Here is a 23,135-nt window from a genome sequence, read left to right as displayed (position 1 = left end):
ACCGTGGACTCTACCGGCGCGACGCGCAACAGGAAAATGAATAATCGAGAACGTTCGGATCGTCCAATGAGATTGCCTTGACGATGCCCGTCGAACGGGCTTTCGAAGGCTGTTCGCAAGGCTTTGCCGGGGGTGCCTGCACCGGCTTTCTTTTGGTGGCACACTGACCGCCCGCTTCAGGCATTCGCGCCTCTTGCATTCGTTTTGTCTCAACTCGCCCACTCAATTCATTCGCGCGACCGCGCGCGATTACGGAGGACACCATGAGCATCACTTCGCGATGGATCGACATTCCCGCCGGCAACGACACGTTCGGCGGCTATCTCGCGCTGCCCAAAAGCGGCAAGGGACCGGCTGTCATCATCATTCAGGAAATCTTCGGCGTGAACAGCCATATCCGCTCGGTCGCGGATCAATATGCGCAAGACGGCTACGTCGCGCTCGCACCCGACGTGTTCTGGCGCGTGCAGCCGCGCGTCGAGTTGACGTATGAAGGCGCGGACCGCGCGAAGGGCGTCGAACTGATGCAGAAGCTCGACGCAAACCAGGCGGCCGACGACATCGGCGCAACGGCCGCGGCGCTGCGCGCGATGCCCGAAGTCACCGGCAAGATTGCGGCAATCGGCTTCTGCTTCGGCGGACTGCTTGCATATTTGACGGCCGCGCGCGGCAGCGTCGACGCCGCGGTCGCCTATTACGGCGGCGGCATTCAGAACAAGCTCGACGAAGCCGCGAAGGTCAAAGTGCCGATGCAGTTTCACTACGGCGAACTCGACCAGCATATTCCGCTGTCGGCCGTCGGTCAGATTCAGGAGCGCTTTGCCGGCCGCACCGATGCCGAGTTCCACATCTATCCGAACGCGGATCACGGCTTCAACTGTTCGGACCGTGCGTCGTACAACCAGCGCGCCGCCGCGCTCGCGCATGGCCGCACGCTGACGTTCCTCGGCGAGCGGCTGTAAGTCGGGCAAGTGACGCAAGTCACGCACTGACGCGATAGGCTCGCCGCGGCGGCGCGCGAGTCGGTTACGCTTGATGGGCGGCGCGCCGCGTCCGCTCTCTTTGCGTCGATGCACGCGGCGGCAAATCACGGCGTAGCTGTGCCGCCGCGTCGCCGCTTGCGTGCATCGACGATGGACATCCCACATCCGCCAGCGAGGTCCTTTCCGCCGTGCTATCAGACTATCTCGCCCATGACGCCCTCGGCCTGGCCGAACTCGTGCGGACTCGCGAAGCCAGCGCGCGCGAGTTGCTGGACACAGCGATCTCGCGCACGGAAGCGGTCAATCCCGCGATCAACGCGATCGTGCTGAAGGACTACGAAGCCGCCCGCGAACGCGCGTCGCGTTACGACGCGAGCATGGCGAACGGCATCAACGGCGCAAATGGCGCGGACGCCGACAGCCCGCAAACCGCGCAGACCGCGCTCGCCGGCGTGCCGTATCTGATCAAGGATCTGGGCGCCGCCGTCGCGGGCCTGCGCATGACGATGGGCAGCCGTCACTATCGCCACTTCATTCCCACCGACGACGCGCCCGTCGTCGCACTCGCCAAAGCGGCGGGCCTCAACATCTTCGGCAAGACGAGCACGTCGGAGCTCGGTCAAATGCCTTATACGGAGCCCGAACTATTCGGTGCGTGCCGTAATCCGTGGAATCTCGACCATACGCCCGGCGGCTCGAGCGGCGGTGCGGCAGCGGCAGTCGCGGCGGGCATCGTGCCGCTCGCGCATGCATCGGACGGCGGCGGCTCGATCCGCATCCCCGCGTCGTGCTGCGGACTGTTCGGGCTCAAGCCCTCGCGTGGACGCGTGCCGCGCATGCCCGCCGCGGTCGCGGCCGGCGAACTCGGCGTCGATCACGCCATCTCGCGCAGCGTACGCGACAGCGCGGTGTTGCTCGACCTGCTCGCGGGCAACGCGGACCGTCCGCTCGGCGCGCCGGGTACGTTTCTCGGCGCGAGCCGCGAGCCGTGCAAACCGCTGAACATTGCGTACGTGACCGAGCCGATGCTCGCCCCGTCGCTTTCCGCCGATGCACGCGCCGCGCTCGAAGACGCCGCGCAACTTGCAAGCTCGCTCGGACACAACATCGAGCCTGTTTCGCTCGGGATCGATTTCGACGCGGTCAGGCACGCGTTTCTCACGCTGTGGTCCGTCACGGCGGAAGACCTCGTGCTGAACGCCGAGCGCATCACCGGACGCAAGCCGTCGCGCGACGAGTTCGAAATCTCGACGTGGGCGATGGCGCACGTGGGCCGCAAGCTCGGTGAGCGCGGCCTGCCCGGGGCGCTCGAAGAACAGCGCCGCATCACCGAACGTCTGACCGATCTGTTGAGCCGCTACGACGTGATCCTCTGCGCGACGCTCGCCGCGGCGCCCATCAAGATCGGCGAGATGCATCCGACGCAGGCCGAGCGCATGCAGATGCGCGCAGTCAGCGCGATGCCGCTCGAGCCGCTGATGAAGAAGTTGCTCGCCGAGGCGTCGAACAAGGCGTTTGCGTGGGCGGGCTGCACCGAGCTCTTCAATCTGAGCGGCCAGCCGGCCATGTCGATACCGCTTTACTGGAATGCGCGCGGACTTCCCGTTGGCGTGCAGTTCGCGGCCCGCGACGGCGGCGAAGCCACGCTGCTGCGCCTTGCCGCGCAACTCGAAGCGGCACGGCCGTGGTTCGACAAGCGTCCGCCGCTGATCAAGGCGCGCAGCTAGGCGGTGCGATGTGAGGTGAACGGTTTGCGTCGCGCGTGCGTCGGCATCGACGTGACGATGGCCCGGCATGCAAGCCACTGCGACGATCGACGCAGCCAGTCCGCGCATCAAGTAATAAGTCGGTGGGAGCGGCGAGCCGCTCGCCTCGGTAAGCGACGTGACGACGAACGGTCCAAAGCCGCCGAACATCGTCACGGCAATGCGGTAGACCAACGATAAACCCGTGCAGCGCAAATCCGCAGGGGAACAGTTCGGCGATCAGCGCGCCGAACTGCCCGTCATATTGCAGCGCACTTCAGCCAACGCATGAAGGCAGCGTGAGAACCACGCGATCAGGCCTTCTTGTTATACGCACTGCACCAGCCCTTCGCCGCAACCTGCTTGCCGGCGAACATCGGACACGGCGCGTACGGATCGCTCGCTTTGCCCTGATAGAAGCTGCAATTGCCGCAGTCCTGGCCCGGTGCGTACTTGGCGAACTTCGCCTTGTCGACCTTGCTGGCGTCTTCCTTGTAGCCGAGCGCCTGTGCGGTCGGGTCGCTTTCTGCGACCTTCGGTGCATCGGCGAATGCCTGGCGGGACAGTGCCAGCGACGAGGCCACGCCGATACTGGAAATCAAAAACGTGCGACGGGAAGCTTTCATGGGGACTCACTCCATTTATATTGAACTGATCGCCGTTCTGATGACAGCGGTCCCCAAGGATATCAATGAAGCCGTCTCAGGTGACGGGTCAAATGATAGAGATAAGCGAATCGCAACGACATCAGGCCGCCCGCGTGAAGCGCAACGGCGTGCGCTCATGCGCGGCCGCTCAATTCGCACACCCGCTGCGCGATCGCCAGGCAAGCCGTGAGTCCCGGCGATTCGATGCCGAACAGATTGACGAGTCCGCGCACGCCATGCGCGGCCGGTCCCTGGATCACGAAATCGGCGGCGGGTTCGCCGGGGCCCGACAGCTTCGGACGGATTCCCGCGTAAGCCGGCTGCAGCGCGTTGTCCGGCAGCGCCGGCCAGTAAGCGCGAATCGCTGCGTAGAAAGATTCGGCGCGCTGGGGATCGACGTCGTAGTTGATGGCATCGACCCATTCGACGTCCGGACCGAAGCGCGCCTGGCCGCCAAGGTCGATCGTCAGATGCACGCCGAGTCCTGCTTCGTTCGGCATCGGATAGATCAGGCGGCTAAACGGCGCGCGTCCGGAGATGCTGAAGTAGTTGCCGCGCGCGAGGTAGAGCGGCGGCACATGGCGCGCGTCGAGTCCGCGAATCTTGCGCGCCAGCGCGTTCGCGTGCAGCCCGGCGCTGTTGATCACGCAAGCGGCGCTGATCGTGGTGGGCGCGTCGCCGCCGACCTTGATGATGAAGCGGCCATTGCCCGCCTCGATTGCCTCGACCGGCGAGTGGAACGCGAACATCACGCCGTCGCGCTCGGCGTCGCCTTGCAAGGCCAGCATCAACTGATGACTGTCGACAATGCCTGTCTGCGGCGAGAACACGGCCGCCACGCATTCGAGCGCCGGTTCGAGCGCCTGCGCCTCGCTGCCCGTAATGCGCATCAGGTCGAGCACGCCGTTGTCGCGGCCCTTGGCCATGATGCTGTCGAGCTGCGGAATCTGATTGTTCGACGTCGCGACGAGCAGCTTGCCGCAGCGCGAATGCGGCACGTTACGCTCGACACAATAGTCGTAAAGCATCTCGCGGCCGCGCACGCACAGCGTTGCCTTCAGCGAGCCGCGCGGATAGTAGATGCCCGCGTGAATCACTTCGCTGTTGCGCGAACTCGTGCCCACGCCGATTGCCTCGGCGGCTTCGAGCACGATCACTTCGCGCCCGCGCGCCGCGAGCGCACGCGCCACCGCGAGCCCGACCACGCCCGCGCCGATTACGACACATTCGATCTGGTCCATGTCCCTCGACGCAGCCGACTTCGCTACGCGCCGCCTCGTTCATCCATGTAGATGGCAACAGCATGCGGCCAACGAACGCCGTACACCGCTCGCTGCCGAACGCACTGCCGTTTTGCGACCGTTTTACAACGGTCATCCGACCGCTGCCTCAAATTGTACGACGCCGCGCGCACGGCGATGCGCTCCCGCTGTTTCCAGCGGCAGCGCATCGTGCGGACACTTGCAGTTTTTGGCGGGAATGGACAGTGGCTGCCTAGAAGCCGATCGGCCTGCGACGGTTGCCGAAGTCGAGCCGGATGTCGCCGCCGCCGATCTCGTCGCGTCCGTCGATGCGCGCCGCGCCGAAGCCGTTCAGAATCGCCCGGCGCATTTCGCGAGGCGACGCGTTTTTCAGCGCGTCGAGCGCGTCATCGCCGAGCTGCTCCGGAAAGCGCAGACCCCAGTTGTGGGCGCCGCGGATCTCCGCGTAGATGGACTGCGCGATGCGGCGCGCGCCGTCGCGATCCGGCGGCGGAATCTCATACACGTTCATCCGGTTCATGATCGGCTCGGGAATCGAGCGCGCGTCGTTCGCCGTCGCAATCCATATCACGTGGCCGGCATTGATCGGAATTTCCGCGAATTCGTCGATGAAACTCTGCGCCGTGTCGTGCTCCAGCAGCGCGTACAGCGCACCGAGCGGATCGTATTGCGAGTCGCCGGTAGCCTTGTCGATTTCGTCGACGGTAATCACCGGGTTCGCGTAGCTGCCGTTCACGAGCGCGTCGAACACCTTGCCGGGCTTGGCGTTTTTCCATTGCGACGACGCGCCCGAAAGAATCCACCCGGCCGTCAGCGAGCTCATCGCGACATACTGATAAGCCGTGCCGAGCAGGCGCGCTAACTGCTTCGCAAAATGCGTCTTGCCGATGCCGGGATCGCCGAGCAGCAGAATCGGCATCAGCTCCAGGCGGTCCTCGGTCTCGAGACAGAGCGCGACCTGCTTGCGGATGTCGTCGAGCGGATCGGCGAAGTTCGGCAATGCGTCGATCAGATCGTCGATCGACGGCATGCGGTTCGGCTTCACGCAGAACCGCAGATTGCCGGTTTTCAGCATCTTTTCGTAGGTTGTGCGCAGGGCGTCGTTGGCGCCTTCGCTCAGATCGTTCAGCGCGGTCTCGACCTGATCGAGGTCGTACACCTGACTGAAAGACGCTACGGCGATTTCCTGTCTGACCATTGCTGTTGTCATTGCTCACCCCGTCTGACTGGCCTTGCTAGGCGGCATCCGATGGACGCCGTTTCAGGTCCAGTTTAACGAGGACAGATCGGCACGCAAGCCAGCAGTCGTGCGGCTCTGCTGCTAACAGCCGGTTATGCTGCAAAGCCGCGCCAGGCGCGCAGCGAGCACAACCGGCGCGCTTCGAAATAGATTGTTGCTGAACCCGGCCCCGTTTAACGTGTCAGAAAAGCGTTGCGCTCATCAGGCGTAAGATGGCCCTCTGACCAGGCTGCCGGACGCAGTCACCGGAGATTCGTTCTATGTGGAAAACGTCTATCGCGGCCGTGCTGATCGGCACTTCGATGCTGGCACAGGCGCAGCAGCGGCCGCAGCAGCAGGTCGTGCAATGGCAACTGCAAGTGCTGCTCAATGGGCAGCAGATCGACACCTTCGACGGCACGACCACGGTCGGCCAGGCGCGCACGGACACGCATCACAAGGTGGTGCAGCACAACGTCGGCTGCAAGGATCAGCCGGCGGGCAGCATCGACCTGGCGCGCACGCTCACCGTGTCGCCGCTGCAGGCGGACAGTAACGAAGTGACGCTTTCCATCGAGGCGCAGGAAACGTTCGAGGACAGTGCCGCGCGCCAGACCGACACCGGCTGCAAACTGCCGCCGCAGCCGCGCCAGGTGAGCGCGAGCCATCCTGGTCTGAAGGTGGCGGCAGGTCAATGGGCGAGCTGGACGATCGTCGACAAAGACCCGGCGCTCGTCTACCGCGTCCGCGCAAATCTGACGAATGGCGCCAATGCGGCAAGCGCGACAGATGCGGCGAGCGCGGCCAGTGCGGTGAACTGACTGCGCTGCGAGCCAGCGACAAACCCGCGGCAAATCAGGCGCAAGCGCGTTCCGTCGACGGGGTTGAAAAGCGAAGCTGAAGAGCCAACCTGAGAGACCCGCGAACAACGCATGAACAATCGAAGCTCCGAAAACAGAACACGTGGATAACGCGGCATGCGAAACCCCGAAGAATTGATCCGCGAAAGCACAGCACCCAAGGATTTCGTGGCGGTGAGCTGGAACCTTCACAAGGGCCGCACGCCGCTCGGCTTTCAAGCCTGGCAAGCCATGCAGCGCTGGGTTCAGTCGACCCACGCGGACGCCTATTTTCTGCAGGAAGCGATGGCGCGCCGCATGCCGTCGCCGGTATTGGCGAGCAGCTTCGGCGCGCCCGTCGCCGATCCCTTGAACGATGTCTGGCATTGTCAGGCGACCGAAATCGCGCAGGCGCTGCAACTGGAAATCGCGCTCGGGCCGAACGTGTTCAAGCCATCGTGGCGGCACGGCAATGCGATTCTGTCGCCGCATCCGCTGGATCTCGGCGGACGCTGGGATATTTCCGCGCATCGCTTCGAGAAACGCGGGCTGCTGGTTGCGCGCGCGACCTTCGGCGGACACTCGGTCACCTTGCTGTGCGCGCACCTCGCGCTGACGCGCTCGGCGCGCTTGCGTCAGATGAACTGGATCGCTCACTGGATCGCGAAGGAAGCGCCGGACGGTCCGCTCGTGCTGGCCGGCGACTTCAACGACTGGCGCAACGATTCGGTGCCGCTTTTCGGCGAGCACGGCCTGCATGAAGTGGCCACGCTGCTCGGCGAGGCGGGCCGCACGTTCCCCGCTTTTTCGCCCGCCCTCGCGCTCGACAAAATGTTTGTGCGCGGCATGAAGCCGATCGAATGGATTCCGCCGACGCAGGAAACCGCGTGGCTGTCGGATCATTTGCCGTATATGGCGCGCTTGCGGGTGGAGTGACGGCGCAGGCGTGGTTTTGCATGCGGGCCGGAACGAAATGCGCGCTTTCGATCGACACGATTGCGCTTGCGAACTGTCTGTCACGTAGAAACAAACCAGACGCCGGCTGGGCCTATGCGCTTTCTGCCGAACGCGAGCCTCGGCGCGACGTCACTCGTTGCGCGGTTGCAGCGGGCAAACGCTGACATTCCCGAGCCTGGTTTTCCGCCCGTTTGCCTGCTTTATTGGCAGGGTCTATGCTGCGCCGCACGGCAGCTTTCTGTATCATCCTGAAAATGTTGCCCGCGCGGCGCGCCTACCCGGCGCGAGCCGGACAGCCGGTGGCAGCCGCCCCGCGCGGCCTTCGTCCATCGCCGTACCCTTGGTGACGCGCGGCGGCAAGCACGCCTGGCACTGCCCGTCGCCGGTCGTAATCGGACCCGGCGGACCCGGCGGACCCAGCGAAAACCGGCGCCCGCGCTCTTCGGCCGGAAATCCGCATGATGAGTTCGACGAACGCCGGTTGATCACCGCCGCTCGACCGCTTGATTCGCTGTTTGATTCGCTTTTCGCGCCCCATCGCCGCGTCTCGGCCCGCTGGCGGCGGGCGCGGTAAAATAACGGATTGCGCGCCATTCCGCCCGCGGGTGAGCGCAGCATCGCCCTTGCCGTGCCGGCCGGCTCCAACGACTGGCCGCCTTTGTTTTCGCACTATCCAAGAAGCCATGAGCAACCTCAATTCACAAACCGTCCTGAGCGTCCATCACTGGACCGATACGCTTTTCAGCTTCACCTGCACGCGCGATCCGTCGTTCCGTTTCGAAAACGGCCAGTTCACGATGGTGGGCCTCGAAGTCGACGGCAAGCCGCTCTTGCGCGCGTACAGCCTCGCGAGTGCGAACTACGAAGAACATCTCGAATTCCTGAGCATCAAGGTGCAGGACGGCCCGCTCACGTCGCGTTTGCAGCATCTGAAGGTGGGCGACCAGGTGCTGATCGGCAAGAAGCCGGTCGGCACGCTGATGGCGGACAACCTGCTGCCCGGCAAGACGCTGTGGCTGCTGTCCACCGGCACGGGCCTCGCGCCGTTCATGTCGATCATCAAAGATCCGGACATTTACGACCGCTACGAGCGCGTGGTCCTCACGCACACCTGCCGTTTCGTCGACGAACTGGCGTACAAGGAATACATCACCGACCACCTGCCGGCGCACGAGCACCTCGGCGAACTGGTGCAGGAAAAGCTGCTGTATTACCCGACGGTCACGCGTGAAGCGTTCGAGAACCGCGGCCGCATCACCGAACTCATCGAGACGGAAAAGCTGTTCGCAGACCTCGGCGTGCCGGGCTTCTCGCTCGAAAACGACCGCGTGATGCTCTGCGGCAGCCCGCACATGCTGCGCGACACGCGCAAACTGCTCGACGACCTGGGCTTCCAGGAAGGCAGCAACAACGAGCCGGGCCACTATGTGGTCGAAAAGGCGTTCGTCGGTTAAGCGATTTTTCGCGGTTCGCGCCGCGAAACCAGGGAAAAGGAGCCTTCTGGCTCCTTTTTTTTCGCCGTTACAATTGGGCGTCGGATATTTGACATTTTCTGTCGGCAATCTTCCTACAGAACGGCATGAGCGGCATGTCAGGCGTTACGTGAACTAATGCCGGTAAGCCTTGGTGGGCCTGCATCTTTTTCTTTTTTGGGATATGATCGCGGCGCGCCGCCGGGCGATTTCACTGCCGCTCATGGCACGACCCGGTTGTTACTGAATGTAAATTTCGTTACGTTGCTGCGTAGTGATCTGCCCGTCGTAGTCATCCGAGGCGGCCATATTGGAGGCCCGAGACCTGATGCGCTCTTTCGTCTTCGCGGCGCCGATGCGCCACCGCTTCGCCGTCCGCGCCGCTTTCTGAGAGAAAGTCATGGATACGTCGACTGTCGTCCGTTTCACCAGCCATTCGTCGGCCTTGTTGCCGCGCTCCGCCGAAGACGCGGGCCGCGCGGCGGCGTCGGCGTCGGCGTCGGCGGAACGGGAATTGGCTCGCCTGCGCTCGCGCGTGCGGGAGCTTTCCGCCGAACTGGTCCGGGCGCAGGAAGCGGCCTGCCGTCACGTCGCGCGCGAACTGCATGACGGCGTGGGCGCCGAATTGACCGCGACGCGCTTCGCGCTCGCCGGCGTGGAAACCTGGCTGCCCGCCGACGCTCCGGCGCAATGCTCGGCCGCGCTCGCCGTCGCCAACCGCTCGCTCGACGCCGTTTGCGCCGCGACCCGGCAGGCGGTGGCCGAACTGCATGCGCCGGCGCTCGAAGCCGGCATCGTCGGCGCGCTCGCCCAGTGGACCGGCGACTTCGCCGCCCGCACGCAGTTGCGCACGAGCTTCGTCTGCGCGGCCGACGTGCGTCTCACGCGCCTCTCCGCCGACGCCGCGCTCGCCGTGTTCCGGGTCGCGCAGGAAGCGCTGAATAACATCGCCAAGCACGCGCGCGCCGAATCCGCCGACGTGCGGATCGAAACGAGCCGTCGTCATCTGACGCTGATCGTCAGCGACGACGGCGTCGGCGTTTCGCGCCACGCGCATCGCAGACACGGCCATTTCGGGCTGAGCGGGATGAAAGCGCGCTGTGCGGCCTTCGACGGCACGCTGAGCGTGACCGCCCGGCGCGGCGGCCAGCCGCTGGTGCAAAACCCGACGCAAAAGCCGGCGCAACGCAGCGATAGCGAAGGCCCGCGCGGCACGCTCGTGCGCGCGCGCTTCGCGTGGGACTCGATGCTCGCCGACGCGCAGCCAGGCGGCGGCCTGCGCGCGCTGCAATCGTGAGCGAGCCGTCATGAGCCTGCGCATCCTGCTCGCCGACGATCACGCCGTGGTTCGCCAGGGCGTGCGCCAGTTGCTGCTGGATCGCGGCGTCGCACGCGAGGTCACCGAGGCGCAGACCGGCGCCGAAGCGCTCGACGCCGTCGCGGCCCACAGTTTCGACGTCGTGCTGCTCGACATTTCGCTGCCGGACATGAACGGCGTCGAAGTGCTCAAGCGCCTGAAGCGCAAGGCGCCGCGCGTGGCGGTGCTGATGTTCTCGATGTATCGCGAGGATCAGTACGCGGTGCGCGCGCTGAAGGCTGGCGCCGCCGGCTACCTGTCCAAAACCGTCGATGCCGCGCAGATGATCGGCGCGATCCAGCAGGTCGCGGCCGGCCGCAAATACGTGAGCCCGGCGATGGCCGAGGCGCTCGCCGATTATGTCTCCTTCGACGGCGAGCAGTTGCCGCACGAAAAGCTCTCCGACCGCGAATACCAGACCCTGTGCATGCTCGCGTCAGGCAAACGGCTGACCGACATTGCCGAGGCGCTGTCGCTGTCGGTGAAAACGGTGAGCGTGTACCGCACGCGCCTGCTCGAGAAGATGAAGCTGCGCAACAACGCCGAACTCACTTTCTATGTGATGAGCAACCGGCTCGTCGACCTCAATCCGGCGATGGCGGGGTAAGCTCGCGGCTGCGGCAGGTCGGATGCCGCCGGGTTGCCGCCGGGTTGCCGCCGGGTTGCCGCCGGGTTGCCGCCGGGTTGCCGCTGGATTGCCGCTGGATTGCCGCTGGATTGCCGCTGCGATGCCGCTCGGTCACGCCAGCGCCACGTATCCAGAGTCCCGTCTTTTTAGTGCGTCCCAAAAAGGTGCATGCGCGCGCATCCGCTAAAATCGCGGGTTTCCCGACATTCGGCGCGCGACACGCGTGCACTACTGGAGACCCCCGCCAATGTCCCTGTTCCGCAAGAAGAGCGTCGAGCACATGCTCGCGACGAGCGCCCAGAACGCCGGCCTGAAGAAAGCGCTCGGTGCGCTAGACCTGACGTTTCTCGGCGTCGGCGCCATTATCGGCACCGGCATTTTCGTGCTGACCGGCACGGGCGCCGTGCAAGCCGGCCCGGCGCTGATGATCTCGTTCCTGATTGCGGCTGTCGCGTGCGGTTTCGCGGCGCTCGCCTACGCCGAATTTGCATCGACGATTCCGGTCGCGGGCTCCATCTACACGTATTCGTACGCGACGCTCGGCGAACTGGCCGCGTGGATCATCGGCTGGGATCTGATGCTCGAATATGGGCTCGCGACGTCCGCGGTTTCGGTGGGCTGGTCCGGTTATCTGCAATCGCTGCTGTCCGGTTTCGGCGTGTCGTTGCCGGTCGCGCTGACGGCGGCGCCGGGCGCGTTGCCCGGCCATGAAACGCTCTTCAATCTGCCCGCGTTCCTCGTGATGATGGCGATCACCGCGCTGTTGTCGGTCGGCGTGCGCGAGTCGGCGCGGATCAACAACGTGATGGTCGCGATCAAGGTGACCGTGGTGCTGCTCGTGATCGCGGTCGGCGTGTTTCATGTGGCGCCGGCGAACTGGCACCCGTTCATGCCGAACGGCTGGAACGGCGTGTTCGGCGCGGCCGCGGTGATGTTCTTCGCGTTCATCGGCTTCGACTCGGTATCGTCCGCGGCCGAAGAGGTGAAAAACCCGAAGCGCGACTTGCCGATCGGCATCATCGCGTCGCTTGGCGTGTGCGCGGTGTTGTATGTCGCGGTGGCCGCTGTGGTGACCGGCATCGTGCCGTCGGCGCAGTTCGCGAACGTGTCGCATCCGGTGTCGTATGCGTTGCAGGTTGCGGGTCAGCCGTGGGTGGCGGGCTTCATCGATCTTGGCGCGGTGCTCGGCATGCTGACCGTGATCCTCGTGATGGCTTACGGACAGACGCGCGTGATCTTCGCGATGTCGCGCGATGGTTTGTTGCCTGCACGGCTTTCGCGTGTGCATCCGCGGTTTGCGACGCCGTTCTTCACGACGTGGCTCGTCGGCATTTTCTTCGGGCTCATTGGAGCGCTGGTGCCGTTGAATGTCTTGGCGGAACTGATCAACATCGGCACGTTGGCGGCGTTTTCGATGGTGTCGATCGCGGTGCTGGTTTTGCGTAGGACGCATCCGGAGTTGCCGCGGGCGTTCCGGTGTCCTGGTGTGCCGGTGGTGCCGGTGCTTGCTGTCGCTTCGTGTCTGTTTTTGATGGTGAATTTGCAGGCTATTACCTGGGTGGCTTTTTTGGTTTGGTTGGTGGTGGGGATGGGGATTTATTTTGGGTATTCGAGGAGGCGGTCGCATTTGGCCCGATGAGGGCAGGGGTTTTTGTTGTTGTTGTTGTTGTTGTTAGTAACCCCCTTGGCCTTTCCTTGATTTCGCGGTGGTCTATTTCGCGTTGCCCCTGTGCGGGGCGGCACTCACTTTCTTTGCCGCCGCAAAGAAAGTAAGCAAAGAAAGCGGGCTCACACCGGTGGCTTATAAATGGGTCCCACTGGCTCGCTTTGGCCTTTCCTTGATTTCGCTTTGGTCTATTTGTGTTGCCCCTGTGCGGGGCGGCACTCACTTTCTTTGCCGCCGCAAAGAAAGTAAGCAAAGAAAGCGGGCTCACACCGCCAGCTTTTAGATGGCTCCCCCAGCCGCCCCGCACAGGGGCAACGCGAATAGACCACAGCGAAATCAAGGAAAGGCCAAGGGTGTTAAAAAAAGCGCCGAAAGGCAAAACAACCCCCATAGCGCCCCCGCCCAATTTGTGCTTTACTTTTCGGCAGACTCATAAAAAACCGCAGCACCCTAATCGGACCTCGCGAACGAGCAGCAGGCTGAAGGCAAAACAAAAGCGGTCCGGTTTCCCCCCATCAGGAGACGACTTCATGGCGATCAGCATTAGTCTGACGGTGAACGGTGCGCCCATCAGCGCTTCAGTCGAGCCCGGCACCCTGCTTGTTCAGTTCCTTCGCGATCAACTCCGACTCACCGGCACGCACGTTGGCTGCGATACGGCCCAGTGCGGCGCGTGCACCGTCCACCTCGACGGCCGCGCGATCAAATCGTGCAACATCCTCGCGGCACAGGCGGACGGCGCGCGCATCACCACCATCGAAGGTCTCGCCAAAGACGGCGCGCTGCATCCGATGCAGGCAGCCTTCAAACACTGCCACGGCCTGCAATGCGGCTTCTGCACGCCCGGCATGGTGATGAGCGCAATCTCGCTCGTCGAACGTCAGCCCAATCTCACCGGCGACGACGTCCGCGCGCAACTCGACGGCAATCTGTGCCGCTGCACCGGCTATCACAACATCGTGAAAGCCGTGCTCGAAGGCGCCGCAGGCATGAAGTCCTCGGGCGCGGCTAACGCGGACGCAAACGCGACTGCAAACGCCAATGCAAACGCGAACGCAAGCGCCACCGCGCAAGCCACCGCCTGAGGAGCCGACGATGAACGCACCCGACACTCACAACCTGATCGGCGCTTCCGTCGAACGTAAGGAAGACTACCGATTCCTGACGGGCAACGGCCAGTACACCGACGACATCCTGCTGCCGCAGCAAACCTACGCGGTGTTTCTGCGCTCGCCGTATGCGCACGCGCGGATCAACAGCATCGACACGACCGCGGCCAGGCAGTCGCCGGGCGTCGTCGCGATCTTCACCGGCAAGGACATGGCCGCGGAAAACGTCGGCGGCCTGCCGTGCGGCTGGCTGATCCACAGCACCGACGGCAAGCCGATGAACGAGCCGCCGCATCCGGTCATCGCGCATACGAAAGTGCGCCACGTCGGCGACCAGGTCGCGCTCGTCATCGCCGATTCGATCAAGGCCGCGAAAGACGCCGCCGAACTGATCGAAGTCGATTACGACGTGCTGCCCGCCGTGGTCGACACCGCGCACGCAGCCGACGCCGGTCAGCCGGCCGTTCACGATGAAGTGCCGGACAACGTCTGCTACAACTGGGGCCACGGCGACAAAGCCGCGACCGACGCCGCGTTCGCCAAAGCCGCGCACGTGACCACGCTCGACATCGTCAATAACCGCCTCGTGCCGAACGCGATCGAACCGCGCGCGGTCAACGCGAACTACTCGCCGCAGGACGACAGCTACACGCTCTACGTCGCGAATCAGAATCCGCACGTCGAGCGCCTGCTAATGGCCGCTTTCGTGCTGTCGCTGCCGGAGTCGAAGTTGCGTGTGATCGCGCCGGACGTCGGCGGCGGCTTCGGTTCGAAAATTTTCCTCTACGCCGAAGACGTCGCGCTGACCTGGGCGTCGAAGAAAATTCGCCGTCCGGTGAAGTGGACCGCCGAGCGCTCGGAGGCTTTTCTCTCGGACGCACATGGCCGCGATCACGTAACGAAAGCCGAACTCGCGCTCGACGCCAACGGCAAGTTCCTCGCGATGCGCATTCACACCATCGCGAACATGGGCGCGTACTTGTCGACGTTCGCCTCGAGCGTGCCGACCATCTTGTACGCGACGCTGCTCGCCGGCCAGTACGCGACGCCCGCCATTTACGCCGAGGTCAAAGCGGTCTTCACCAACACCGTTCCCGTCGATGCTTATCGCGGCGCGGGTCGTCCCGAAGCAACCTACGTGGTCGAGCGTCTCGTCGAAACAGCCGCGCGCGAGATGAAGATCGACCCGGCCGAGATTCGCCGCCTCAACTTCATCCGCGAATTTCCGTACGCGACGCCGGTCGGCCTCACGTACGACACGGGCGACTATGAAACGATTCTCGCGCGCTCGCTCGAACTCGCCGATGTCAAAGGCTTCGAAGCGCGCCGCCAGCAATCGGAGAAGAACGGCAAGCGGCGCGGTCTCGGTTACTCCTGCTATATCGAGGCATGCGGTCTCGCGCCGTCGAACATTGCGGGCGCGTTGGGCGCACGCGCGGGCCTCTTCGAAGTCGGACAGATTCGCGTGCATCCAACGGGTTCGGTCACCGTGTTCACCGGCTCGCACAGTCACGGCCAGGGGCACGAAACGACCTTCGCGCAAGTCGTCGCAGACCGGCTCGGCATTCCGCTCGACAGTGTCGAGATCGTGCACGGCGACACCGGACGCATTCCGTTCGGCATGGGTACGTACGGCTCGCGCTCGATCGCAGTCGGCGGCTCGGCGATCATGAAAGCGCTCGACAAGATCGAAACGAAGGCGAAGAAAATCGCCGCGCATCTGCTCGAAGCCGCGGCGGAAGACATCGAGTTCAAGAACGGCGTGTTCCGCGTTGCGGGCACCGATCGCACGAAAGCATTCGCCGAGATTTCACTCGCCGCGTATGTGCCGCACAACTATCCGCTCGAAGTGCTCGAACCGGGCCTCGAGGAAAGCGCGTTCTACGATCCGAGCAACTTCACGTATCCGTCGGGCGCGTATATCTGCGAGATCGAAGTCGATCCTGATACCGGCGTGTGCGAGATCCAGCAGTTCACGGCCGTCGACGACTTCGGCAATGTGATCAATCCGATGATCGTCGAAGGCCAGGTGCATGGCGGCCTCGCGCAAGGCATCGGACAGGCGATGCTGGAGCGCTGCGTGTACGACAACGAAAGCGGCCAGTTGCTATCCGGCTCATACATGGACTACGCGATGCCGCACGCGTCAGACTTGCCCGACTTCACCGTCGAAACCGCGAAGGGCACGCCGTGTACGCACAATCCGCTCGGCGTCAAAGGTTGCGGCGAAGCGGGCGCGATCGGCTCGCCGCCGGCGGTGATCAACGCGATCATCGACGCGCTCGCGCCACTCGGCGTGACCGATCTGCAAATGCCGGCCACGCCGCATCGCGTGTGGTCGGCGATTCACGCGGCAAACGTGGCAGCCCATTGAGATCCTGAGCGGAGCATTCGACATGTATTCATTCGAGTATCAACGCGCGACGGACCCGCAAGCGGCCGCCGCGGCCATCGCCGCCGACAGCGAAGCGAAGTTTCTCGCCGGCGGGCAGAGCCTGTTGCCGACCATGCGGCTGCGTCTCGCGCAGCCGTCGCAACTGATCGACGTCACGCGCATTCCCGCGCTCAAGTCGATCGCCGTCGACGCCAACACGGTGAAGATCGGCGCAGCCGTCTGTCACGCCGATGTCGCGGAACACGCGGAACTGCGGCGCGTGTTGCCGGCGCTCGCGGAACTGGCCGCGCATATCGGCGACCGGCAGGTGCGCGCGCTCGGCACGCTCGGCGGGTCGCTGGCCAACAACGATCCGGCCGCCTGTTATCCGGCGGCGGCGATGGGTCTGGACGCCACCATCGTCACGCAGCGGCGGCGCATTGCATCGAGCGAATTTTTTGTGGGCATGTATGAGACCGCGCTGGAACCGGACGAACTAATCGTCGGCGTCGAATTTCCGGTCCCCGAGCGCGCGGCTTATGAAAAGTTTCGCAACCCCGCGTCGCATTTCGCGCTCGTCGGCGTGTTCGTCGCGAAGTTTGCAAGCGGCGTGCGCGTCGCGGTGACGGGCGCGGCGGCTTCGGTGTTTCGCGTGCCCGAACTGGAAAGCGCGTTGTCGGCAAATTTCACGCCCGAGGCCGCGCGTGCCGTCAGCCTGTCCGCCGCGAATCTGAACGACGACATGCACGCGAGCGCCGAGTATCGCGCGCATCTGATTCCGGTGCTCGCCGCGCGAGCGGTGGCGAAGGCGAATAGTTAGCGATCCTTTGCATGTCCGGCCGGCCTTGAGATGTTGAACGACACGCTCAGGTCGGCCGCATTCGCTCACCCGCGTCGCTGACCGCGCAGATTCAGGAACGCCATGCACCCCGCTTCAATCGACGACACCCTCGCGCAACTCGCCGCGCAAAACTATTTCGCGAGCCGCGAACTGGCGACGGCGTTGTACCTTGCGTTGCGCATGGAGCGTCCGTTGTTCGTCGAAGGCGAGCCGGGCGTCGGCAAGACCGAGCTTGCGAAAGCGGCGGCGGGCATGCTCGGCACGTCGATGCTGCGGCTTCAATGCTACGAAGGACTCGATACCGCGAGCGCGCTGTATGAGTGGGACTATCCGCGGCAGATCATGGCGCTGCGTCTCGCCGAAGCCGCCGGCGAGCGCCCCGATAACGACACGCTGTATCGCGGCGAATTTCTGCTGAAGCGTCCGCTGTTGCAAGCGCTGATGCCCGACGAAAACCATCCGGGCGCGCGGCGCGTGCTGCTGATCGACGAGATCGATCGCGCCGACGAACCGTTCGAAGCGTTCCTGCTCGAACTGCTGTCCGATTTCCAGGTGTCGATTCCCGAGTACGGCACCGTGCGCGCGGCCGTGCCGCCGCTCGTCGTGATGACGTCGAACCGCACGCGCGAAGTGCACGACGCGCTGAAGCGCCGCTGTCTCTATCAGTGGATCGGTTATCCCGAGCGTGATCGCGAGCTTGAGATCGTGGCGGCGCGCGCGAGCGCGACGTCGGCGGAACTGCAGCGGCGTGCGGTCGATTTCGTGCACCGGCTGCGCGGCATGGATCTGTTCAAGGCGCCGGGCATCGCCGAAACGATCGACTGGTGCCGCGCGCTCGAAGCGCTTTCGGTGACGGAACTCGATCCGCAATCGGTGCAGAACACCCTTGGCGTGCTGCTGAAGTATCAGGACGATCTCGCGCGCGTCGACGCGGAGCAGATCGCGCAGTGTCTCGCGGCGCCGGGATAGCGGCATGACGACGCCAACTCGCGTTGACAGCATGGGAGACGGCGATACCGCGCGCGTTCAACGGATGACGGACGCCATGAACTCAGCCCCCACCGCATCGCTAACCAACGACACGCCCACGCTTGCCCGCAACGTCGTGCATTTCGTGCGCGTGTTGCGCGGCGCCGGTTTGCCGATGTCGCCCGCGCATGCCGTCGACGCGCTCGCCGCTCTGCATTGGATCGACCTCGGCCGCCGCGACGACGTACGCGCCGCACTCGCCGCAACGCTCGTCTCCGCGCCCGACGAACGCGATCTGTTCAACGCCGCGTTCGAGCTCTTCTGGCGCGATCCCGATTGGGAAGGCAAATTGCGCGCGCTGCTGTTGCCGAAAGTCCGCGACGGCCTGCCGCCGCCCAAACGCAACAACCGTCTCGCCGACGCGCTCGCGGTCCGCGCGCCGCCCTCGCCGAATACGCACAAGCCGCAGGAAACCGAGCAGCATGAACTGCGCGCGCACGCGACGTTCAGCGCCGAAGAGCGGCTGCGTCATCGCGACTTCGACACCCTTTCCGCCGATGAGTGGCGCACGCTGCGTCACCTGATTCGCGCTCAGCGCCTGCCGCTCGCGAAAGAACCGACGCGGCGCCTGAAGGCCGCCTCGCACGGCACGCATGCCGACTTGCGCGCGAGCGCGCGGCAGGCTGTGCGCGCGGGCGGCGACTGGACCGTGTGGAAGTATCGCGCGGTGGTCGAGCGCAAGCCGCCGCTCGTGCTGTTGCTCGACATCTCCGGCTCGATGAGCAGTTACTCGCGCGCGGTGCTGTATTTCTGCCATGCGCTCGTGCAGTCGCGCGAACGCTTGCAGGTGTTTCTGTTCGGCACGCGGCTCACCAACGCGACGCGCGCGCTGCGCGAGCGCGATCCCGACGTGGCCATTGCGGCGCTGACCGAGCAGGTTGTCGACTGGTCGGGCGGCACGCGCATCGGCGCGGCGCTCGCCGAATTCAATCGACGTTGGGCGCGGCGCGTGCTCGCCGGGCGCGCGAGCGTGCTGCTCGTGACCGATGGACTCGATCACGAAGCCATCGACGTGCTCGACACCGAAATGGCGCGCTTGCGCCGCTTCGCGCATCGCATCGTATGGCTCAATCCGCTGCTGCGTTACAGCGGCTTTTCTCCGAAGGCGCGCGGCGTGCTGGCGATCCTGCCGTATGTCGACGCCCATCGCCCCGTTCATAATCTCGAGAGCCTGGCCGCGTTCGGCCACGACTTCGCGCAACTCACGCGCGCGCCGCGTCCGCGCGTTCTTGCCACGCCAACCGCAGGAGCAAGTTCATGGAACTGACCGAAACTCATACGCTGCCGGTTTCGCAGCAGCGCACGTGGGACGCGCTCAACGACACCGAGGTTTTGCGCGCGTGCATTCCCGGCTGCGAAAGCATCGACCCGGACGGCGAAAATGCGTATCTCGTCGCGCTGAGCGCGGCGGTCGGGCCGGTTAAAGCACGCTTCAAAGGACGCATGCAGCTCACCGACATCGACGCGCCAACTTCATACAACATCGTGTTCGAAGGCCAGGGCGGCGCGGCCGGCTTCGCGAAGGGCAACGCGCGCGTCGTGCTCGAAGCCGACGGCGACGCCGCGACCAAGCTCAGCTACACGGCGAGCGCGCAGGTCGGCGGCAAGCTTGCGCAGATAGGCTCGCGGCTCGTCGACGGCGCGGCGCGCAAGATCGCCGGCGAATTCTTCAAGCGCTTTAGCGCCCAGGTCGGCGGAGACAATACGAATGCCGCCGAAGCCGACGACGCCGGCAATGTTCCGGACGCTGCAGCCGCCGACGCGGCGGGGCACAATACTGCATCGACCGACGCCGAGGAAGGCGAGTCCGGTGGCGATGCAACGAAGAGGAAGAAATCATGGACAGCGTGGATCTCGAAGTCCTGAAGTCCAGCGCACGTTGGCTGGAGGAAGGACATCGCGCGCTACTGGTGACAGTGGTCAAGACGTGGGGCTCGTCGCCGCGGCCCGAGGGCGCGATGCTCGTGGTGCGCGACGACGGACTCGTGGTGGGCTCGGTATCGGGTGGCTGTATCGAAGACGATCTGATCGATCGCGTGCGGCAAAGGGGCATCGAACAGACGCATCCCGAGGCGGTGAAATACGGCATCACGGCCGAAGAAGCGCATCGCTTCGGGTTGCCTTGCGGCGGCACGATTCAACTGGTGCTCGAACCGTTGACGCCGCAAAGCGGCATCGCCGAACTCTGTCATGCGGTGGAAGAAGGACGGCTCGTCGCGCGCGAGCTCGACATGGCGAGCGGCAAGGCGCAACTCGGCAAGGCGCTCGCGACCGACGGCGTGCACTTCGACGGCGAGCGTCTTCTGACGATTCACGGCCCGCGTTACCGGATGCTCGTGATCGGCGCGGGACAGTTGTCGCGCTATCTGTGCAACATTGCCGTGGGGCTCGATTATCAGGTGACGGTCTGCGATCCGCGCGAAGAGTACACGGAAGAGTGGAGCATTCCCGGCACGAAGATCGTGCGGACCATGCCCGACGACACCGTGCTCGACATGAAGCTCGACGAACGCTGCGCGGTGATTGCGCTCACGCACGACCCGAAGCTCGACGACCTCGCATTGATGGAAGCGCTCAAGACGCCGGCGTTTTATGTGGGCGCATTGGGTTCGCGGCGCAATAACCAGGCGCGGCGCGAACGGCTGAAGGAATTCGATCTCAGCGAGACCGAGTTGGCCCGTTTGCATGGGCCCGTGGGCATTTATATCGGCAGCCGGACGCCGCCTGAAATTGCGGTGTCGATTCTCGCGGAAGTGACGGCGGCCAAAAACGGCGTTTCGCTGCCGACACTGCTTCAGGTGGAGGGCGCAAAGGCCGCGCGGGAAATCGCGGCGTCGGGCGGAGCGGCCTGCAGCGCGTAGGCTAGTGTCGGGTGCTGGGTCGCGCGCTGCGAGCGTGCGCGCGCGTCGGCATGCTTACACCAAGCCGCACACCACGGCGGCGATGATCGATCCGCCCACCAGCACCACGCCCACCACGCGTCGTTTGTTCAACTCGGTCCACAACAGCACGCCCGTCAGCGAAAGCAGGATCAGCGAGCCGGCAATCGTGTCGACCAGCAGCATCCAGCCGATGCTCAGGCCCACGCCTTTGTGCAGGTTCGTCATCGTCGCGAGAAAGGTGTTTTGCGTGCGCTTCACGGCGACGAAACCATTGCCGACCCAGTATTCGGCCTGCACGTTCTGCGTCGGCGCGGCGAATGCCACCTGCCAGAATTCCGGCTGAATCGTGCTCTGATCGCCCCACGCCACCGGATGCGCCGGTTCGCGTTTCATCCGGCCCGGCTTGCCGTCTATTTTCAGCTCGCCCTTGAGCCACTTCGCCATGTCCATCGGCGAATGGAATGGCTTGTCGGGCACGGCCATCTGCAATTCCTCGACCTGCGGCTGCCCGGTCGACACCTTCATCGGACCCGCGCGATGGTTCAGCAGAAAGCCGGTCGCGCCGAACAGCAGTCCGAGCACGGCGCCCCACAGGCCGACCCATCCATGCACCTTGCGCAGCCACTTGATAAAGTTCGCGCGCCGCGAACGCTGACGCCGCGCCGCCTGCTCGGCGCCGTCCATCAGATGACGGCCCGGCGGCTCGTCATGCGCGACGTAGCGCGTGGCGCCATCGGCTGCGGGTTTCATATCGATCGAGTCAGGCGCGTTCACATCCATGCTCCGGTGCAGCAGGTTAAGCCGCCGCCGGGGCGCACGCGCACAGCACGCGCGCGCTCGCAAACCGGCAGCGAAGGAATTCGAAAAAGGAGAAAGCAGACGGCTCCGGCTTGCGCTCGGCAGCCGCCCCATTGAGAGGCTGGCTGGCAGTCACAGAGGAGGAGAAATGTGACAGGAAGCTGGCGACGCCCTTCAATTGAGAATGGCTATCATTACACAATTGATGCGTTTGCTCAATCGCGGCGTGCCGGGAATGTGGCGTCGGCGCTTCGGTTCACACGTTCACACGTTCACACGGGCCAGAGCGGCCCTTCCTGCATCGCGCCGAGCTGCTCGCGCATTTCGAGGATGCGGTCTTCCCAGTAACGCTGCGTATTGAACCAGGGGAACGCGGCCGGAAACGCGGGGTCGTCCCAGCGTCGCGCGAGCCATGCCTGATAGTGGATGAGCCGCAGCGTGCGCAGCGCTTCGATCAGATGCAGTTCGCGCGGTTCGAAGTCGCAGAAGTCTTCGTAGCCGGCGAGCAGGTCGGTGAGTGCGCGCGACGCCTCCGCGCGTTCGCCCGGCAGCAGCAGCCACAAATCCTGCACGGCCGGACCCATGCGGCTGTCGTCGAAGTCGACGAAATGCGGGCCCGCGTCGGTCCACAACACGTTGCTCGGATGGCAGTCGCCGTGCATTCGCAACATGCGAATCTCGCCCGCGCGTTCGAAGGCGCGTTCGACGCCTTCCAGCGCGAGATTGATGACGGTTTCCCACGCGCCGCGCACGTCGTCGGGAAGAAAGCGGTGCGCGAGCAGAAAGTCGCGCGGCTCATAGCCGAAAGTCTGGATGTCGAGCGCGGGACGCTCCGTGTAGTTTTGCGTCTGCCCGACCGCATGAATCCGCCCGATAAAACGCCCGAGCCACTCGAGCGTATCCCGACGATCAAGGTCGGGCGCGCGTCCGCCGCGGCGCTCGAAAATCGAAAAGCGGAAGCCGTCGAACGTATGCAGCGTGCGGCCCTCGAACGTGCGCGCAGGCACGGCGGGAATTTCGCGCGCCGCAAGTTCGGCGACGAACGCATGTTCTTCGAGAATGGCGGCGTCGCTCCAGCGCTCCGGTCGATAAAACTTCGCGACCACGGGCGGCCCGTCTTCGACGCCCACCTGATACACGCGGTTCTCGTAGCTGTTAAGCGGCAGCATGCGCCCGTCGGTGCGAACGCCGACGGAGCCGAGCACGCTGTCGAGCGCGTCGAGTACGACTTCCGGCTGAAGCCGGGCGAAAGGCACAGCGCGCGCGGCGCCGTCCTGTGGATCGAGAATGTCGTTCATGCCCGCATTGTGCGCCGCGCCGCCGTCAA

At 64.6% G+C, this 23,135-nt stretch carries 21 protein-coding genes and 1 pseudogene; 15 read left to right on the top strand and 7 right to left on the bottom strand.

The genetic code is table 11. The features are described from left to right. Positions 1-263: 263 nt before the first annotated feature. Together ABIE53_RS02225 and ABIE53_RS02220 are read left to right on the top strand one after the other, a co-directional pair. The gene (locus ABIE53_RS02225; protein WP_006050482.1) at positions 264-962 is read left to right on the top strand and encodes a dienelactone hydrolase family protein; all 699 of its coding nucleotides are present in this window, start codon (positions 264-266) and stop codon (positions 960-962) included. A gap of 209 nt (positions 963-1,171) precedes the next feature. Continuing rightward, the gene (locus ABIE53_RS02220) at positions 1,172-2,710 is read left to right on the top strand and encodes an amidase (protein ID WP_114155703.1); all 1,539 of its coding nucleotides are present in this window, start codon (positions 1,172-1,174) and stop codon (positions 2,708-2,710) included. A 33-nt stretch (positions 2,711-2,743) separates the two neighbouring features. On the opposite strand, the pseudogene ABIE53_RS02215 reads toward ABIE53_RS02220, so the two are convergent. From ABIE53_RS02215 to ABIE53_RS02200, 4 genes and pseudogenes are all read right to left on the bottom strand, one after another. Continuing rightward, positions 2,744-2,993: pseudogene (locus ABIE53_RS02215) on the bottom strand (MFS transporter); the annotation flags it as partial. 49 nt (positions 2,994-3,042) lie between these two features. Beyond that, positions 3,043-3,354 (bottom strand): high-potential iron-sulfur protein, encoded by a 312-nt coding sequence (locus ABIE53_RS02210; RefSeq protein WP_006050484.1) that lies wholly within the window; start codon positions 3,352-3,354, stop codon positions 3,043-3,045. Positions 3,355-3,509: 155 nt separating this feature from the next. Continuing rightward, entirely contained in the window at positions 3,510-4,616 is a 1,107-nt protein-coding gene (locus ABIE53_RS02205) for an NAD(P)/FAD-dependent oxidoreductase (protein WP_114155702.1), read from the bottom strand. 253 nt (positions 4,617-4,869) lie between these two features. Beyond that, entirely contained in the window at positions 4,870-5,847 is a 978-nt protein-coding gene (locus tag ABIE53_RS02200; RefSeq protein ID WP_029969498.1) for an AAA family ATPase, read from the bottom strand. Between the two features lie 290 nt (positions 5,848-6,137). Between ABIE53_RS02200 and ABIE53_RS02195 the strand changes: the two genes are divergently transcribed. The 3 genes from ABIE53_RS02195 to ABIE53_RS02185 all read left to right on the top strand — a co-directional run bounded on the left by ABIE53_RS02195 (position 6,138) and on the right by ABIE53_RS02185 (position 9,106). Next, entirely contained in the window at positions 6,138-6,677 is a 540-nt protein-coding gene (locus ABIE53_RS02195) for a hypothetical protein (protein WP_114155701.1), read from the top strand. Positions 6,678-6,833: 156 nt separating this feature from the next. Further along, complete coding sequence (locus ABIE53_RS02190) at positions 6,834-7,631, top strand: endonuclease/exonuclease/phosphatase family protein (protein WP_006050488.1); 798 nt, start codon at positions 6,834-6,836, stop codon at positions 7,629-7,631. 704 nt (positions 7,632-8,335) lie between these two features. Continuing rightward, a complete protein-coding gene (locus ABIE53_RS02185; protein ID WP_006050489.1) occupies positions 8,336-9,106 on the top strand; it encodes a ferredoxin--NADP reductase in 771 nt (256 codons plus the stop codon). A gap of 258 nt (positions 9,107-9,364) precedes the next feature. Here the strand turns inward: ABIE53_RS02185 and ABIE53_RS02180 are convergent, their stop codons facing one another. Next, positions 9,365-9,526 carry a hypothetical protein gene (locus ABIE53_RS02180; RefSeq protein ID WP_161966559.1) on the bottom strand — a complete coding sequence of 54 codons (162 nt, stop codon included), beginning with the start codon at positions 9,524-9,526 and terminating at the stop codon, positions 9,365-9,367. Here ABIE53_RS02180 and ABIE53_RS02175 point away from each other — a divergent pair. The 10 genes from ABIE53_RS02175 to ABIE53_RS02130 all read left to right on the top strand — a co-directional run bounded on the left by ABIE53_RS02175 (position 9,525) and on the right by ABIE53_RS02130 (position 20,989). Continuing rightward, the gene (locus ABIE53_RS02175; protein ID WP_114155700.1) at positions 9,525-10,421 is read left to right on the top strand and encodes a sensor histidine kinase; all 897 of its coding nucleotides are present in this window, start codon (positions 9,525-9,527) and stop codon (positions 10,419-10,421) included. The two genes, ABIE53_RS02180 and ABIE53_RS02175, sit on opposite strands and share 2 nt — an antisense overlap. A 10-nt stretch (positions 10,422-10,431) precedes the next feature. Continuing rightward, positions 10,432-11,088 carry a response regulator transcription factor RqpR gene (gene rqpR, locus ABIE53_RS02170; protein ID WP_006050491.1) on the top strand — a complete coding sequence of 219 codons (657 nt, stop codon included), beginning with the start codon at positions 10,432-10,434 and terminating at the stop codon, positions 11,086-11,088. A gap of 268 nt (positions 11,089-11,356) precedes the next feature. Continuing rightward, positions 11,357-12,748: a branched-chain amino acid transporter BcaP gene (bcaP, locus tag ABIE53_RS02165; protein ID WP_192699938.1), complete on the top strand. Its 1,392-nt coding sequence runs from the start codon at positions 11,357-11,359 to the stop codon at positions 12,746-12,748. 557 nt (positions 12,749-13,305) lie between these two features. Further along, entirely contained in the window at positions 13,306-13,860 is a 555-nt protein-coding gene (locus ABIE53_RS02160; protein WP_006050493.1) for a (2Fe-2S)-binding protein, read from the top strand. A gap of 10 nt (positions 13,861-13,870) precedes the next feature. Continuing rightward, complete coding sequence (locus ABIE53_RS02155; RefSeq protein ID WP_029969485.1) at positions 13,871-16,258, top strand: xanthine dehydrogenase family protein molybdopterin-binding subunit; 2,388 nt, start codon at positions 13,871-13,873, stop codon at positions 16,256-16,258. A gap of 22 nt (positions 16,259-16,280) precedes the next feature. Next, positions 16,281-17,078, top strand: coding sequence for an FAD binding domain-containing protein (locus ABIE53_RS02150; RefSeq protein WP_006050495.1), 798 nt, complete (start codon positions 16,281-16,283; stop codon positions 17,076-17,078). A gap of 102 nt (positions 17,079-17,180) precedes the next feature. Beyond that, entirely contained in the window at positions 17,181-18,068 is an 888-nt protein-coding gene (locus ABIE53_RS02145) for an AAA family ATPase (RefSeq protein ID WP_006050496.1), read from the top strand. 64 nt (positions 18,069-18,132) lie between these two features. Continuing rightward, positions 18,133-19,395, top strand: a complete 1,263-nt coding sequence (locus ABIE53_RS02140) for a vWA domain-containing protein (protein ID WP_044021450.1) — start codon at positions 18,133-18,135, stop codon at positions 19,393-19,395. Next, positions 19,386-19,994, top strand: a complete 609-nt coding sequence (locus tag ABIE53_RS02135) for an SRPBCC family protein (protein WP_029969481.1) — start codon at positions 19,386-19,388, stop codon at positions 19,992-19,994. The genes ABIE53_RS02140 and ABIE53_RS02135 overlap by 10 nt, the downstream gene beginning before the upstream one ends. Next, on the top strand, positions 19,967-20,989 hold the full coding sequence (locus tag ABIE53_RS02130; RefSeq protein ID WP_053857380.1) for an XdhC family protein: 1,023 nt from the start codon (positions 19,967-19,969) through the stop codon (positions 20,987-20,989). The genes ABIE53_RS02135 and ABIE53_RS02130 overlap by 28 nt, the downstream gene beginning before the upstream one ends. 54 nt (positions 20,990-21,043) lie before the next feature. On the opposite strand, the gene ABIE53_RS02125 is transcribed toward ABIE53_RS02130, so the two are convergent. Together ABIE53_RS02125 and ABIE53_RS02120 are read right to left on the bottom strand one after the other, a co-directional pair. Then, complete coding sequence (locus tag ABIE53_RS02125; protein WP_006050500.1) at positions 21,044-21,784, bottom strand: PepSY-associated TM helix domain-containing protein; 741 nt, start codon at positions 21,782-21,784, stop codon at positions 21,044-21,046. Positions 21,785-22,080: 296 nt separating this feature from the next. Beyond that, the gene (locus tag ABIE53_RS02120) at positions 22,081-23,106 is read right to left on the bottom strand and encodes a serine/threonine protein kinase (RefSeq protein WP_114155698.1); all 1,026 of its coding nucleotides are present in this window, start codon (positions 23,104-23,106) and stop codon (positions 22,081-22,083) included. Positions 23,107-23,135 lie beyond the last annotated feature (29 nt).

The sequence above is a fragment of the Paraburkholderia sp. OAS925 genome (assembly GCF_040543975.1).
Taxonomy (GTDB): domain Bacteria; phylum Pseudomonadota; class Gammaproteobacteria; order Burkholderiales; family Burkholderiaceae; genus Paraburkholderia; species Paraburkholderia graminis.
This window is presented reverse-complemented; position numbering and strand designations above follow the sequence as displayed.

Excerpts from the sequence above, each read along its gene's own strand:
- ABIE53_RS02160 (WP_006050493.1), top strand. The coding sequence starts at position 13,306 with ATGGCGATCAGCATTAGTCTGACGGTGAACGGTGCGCCCATCAGCGCT.
- ABIE53_RS02210 (WP_006050484.1), bottom strand. The coding sequence starts at position 3,354 with ATGAAAGCTTCCCGTCGCACGTTTTTGATTTCCAGTATCGGCGTGGCC.
- ABIE53_RS02120 (WP_114155698.1), bottom strand. The coding sequence starts at position 23,106 with ATGAACGACATTCTCGATCCACAGGACGGCGCCGCGCGCGCTGTGCCT.
- ABIE53_RS02185 (WP_006050489.1), top strand. The coding sequence starts at position 8,336 with ATGAGCAACCTCAATTCACAAACCGTCCTGAGCGTCCATCACTGGACC.
- ABIE53_RS02180 (WP_161966559.1), bottom strand. The coding sequence starts at position 9,526 with ATGACTTTCTCTCAGAAAGCGGCGCGGACGGCGAAGCGGTGGCGCATC.
- ABIE53_RS02140 (WP_044021450.1), top strand. The coding sequence starts at position 18,133 with ATGACGGACGCCATGAACTCAGCCCCCACCGCATCGCTAACCAACGAC.
- rqpR (WP_006050491.1), top strand. The coding sequence starts at position 10,432 with ATGAGCCTGCGCATCCTGCTCGCCGACGATCACGCCGTGGTTCGCCAG.
- ABIE53_RS02195 (WP_114155701.1), top strand. The coding sequence starts at position 6,138 with ATGTGGAAAACGTCTATCGCGGCCGTGCTGATCGGCACTTCGATGCTG.
- ABIE53_RS02150 (WP_006050495.1), top strand. The coding sequence starts at position 16,281 with ATGTATTCATTCGAGTATCAACGCGCGACGGACCCGCAAGCGGCCGCC.
- ABIE53_RS02190 (WP_006050488.1), top strand. The coding sequence starts at position 6,834 with ATGCGAAACCCCGAAGAATTGATCCGCGAAAGCACAGCACCCAAGGAT.
- ABIE53_RS02200 (WP_029969498.1), bottom strand. The coding sequence starts at position 5,847 with ATGACAACAGCAATGGTCAGACAGGAAATCGCCGTAGCGTCTTTCAGT.
- bcaP (WP_192699938.1), top strand. The coding sequence starts at position 11,357 with ATGTCCCTGTTCCGCAAGAAGAGCGTCGAGCACATGCTCGCGACGAGC.
- ABIE53_RS02175 (WP_114155700.1), top strand. The coding sequence starts at position 9,525 with ATGGATACGTCGACTGTCGTCCGTTTCACCAGCCATTCGTCGGCCTTG.
- ABIE53_RS02135 (WP_029969481.1), top strand. The coding sequence starts at position 19,386 with ATGGAACTGACCGAAACTCATACGCTGCCGGTTTCGCAGCAGCGCACG.
- ABIE53_RS02145 (WP_006050496.1), top strand. The coding sequence starts at position 17,181 with ATGCACCCCGCTTCAATCGACGACACCCTCGCGCAACTCGCCGCGCAA.
- ABIE53_RS02205 (WP_114155702.1), bottom strand. The coding sequence starts at position 4,616 with ATGGACCAGATCGAATGTGTCGTAATCGGCGCGGGCGTGGTCGGGCTC.
- ABIE53_RS02155 (WP_029969485.1), top strand. The coding sequence starts at position 13,871 with ATGAACGCACCCGACACTCACAACCTGATCGGCGCTTCCGTCGAACGT.
- ABIE53_RS02225 (WP_006050482.1), top strand. The coding sequence starts at position 264 with ATGAGCATCACTTCGCGATGGATCGACATTCCCGCCGGCAACGACACG.
- ABIE53_RS02130 (WP_053857380.1), top strand. The coding sequence starts at position 19,967 with ATGGACAGCGTGGATCTCGAAGTCCTGAAGTCCAGCGCACGTTGGCTG.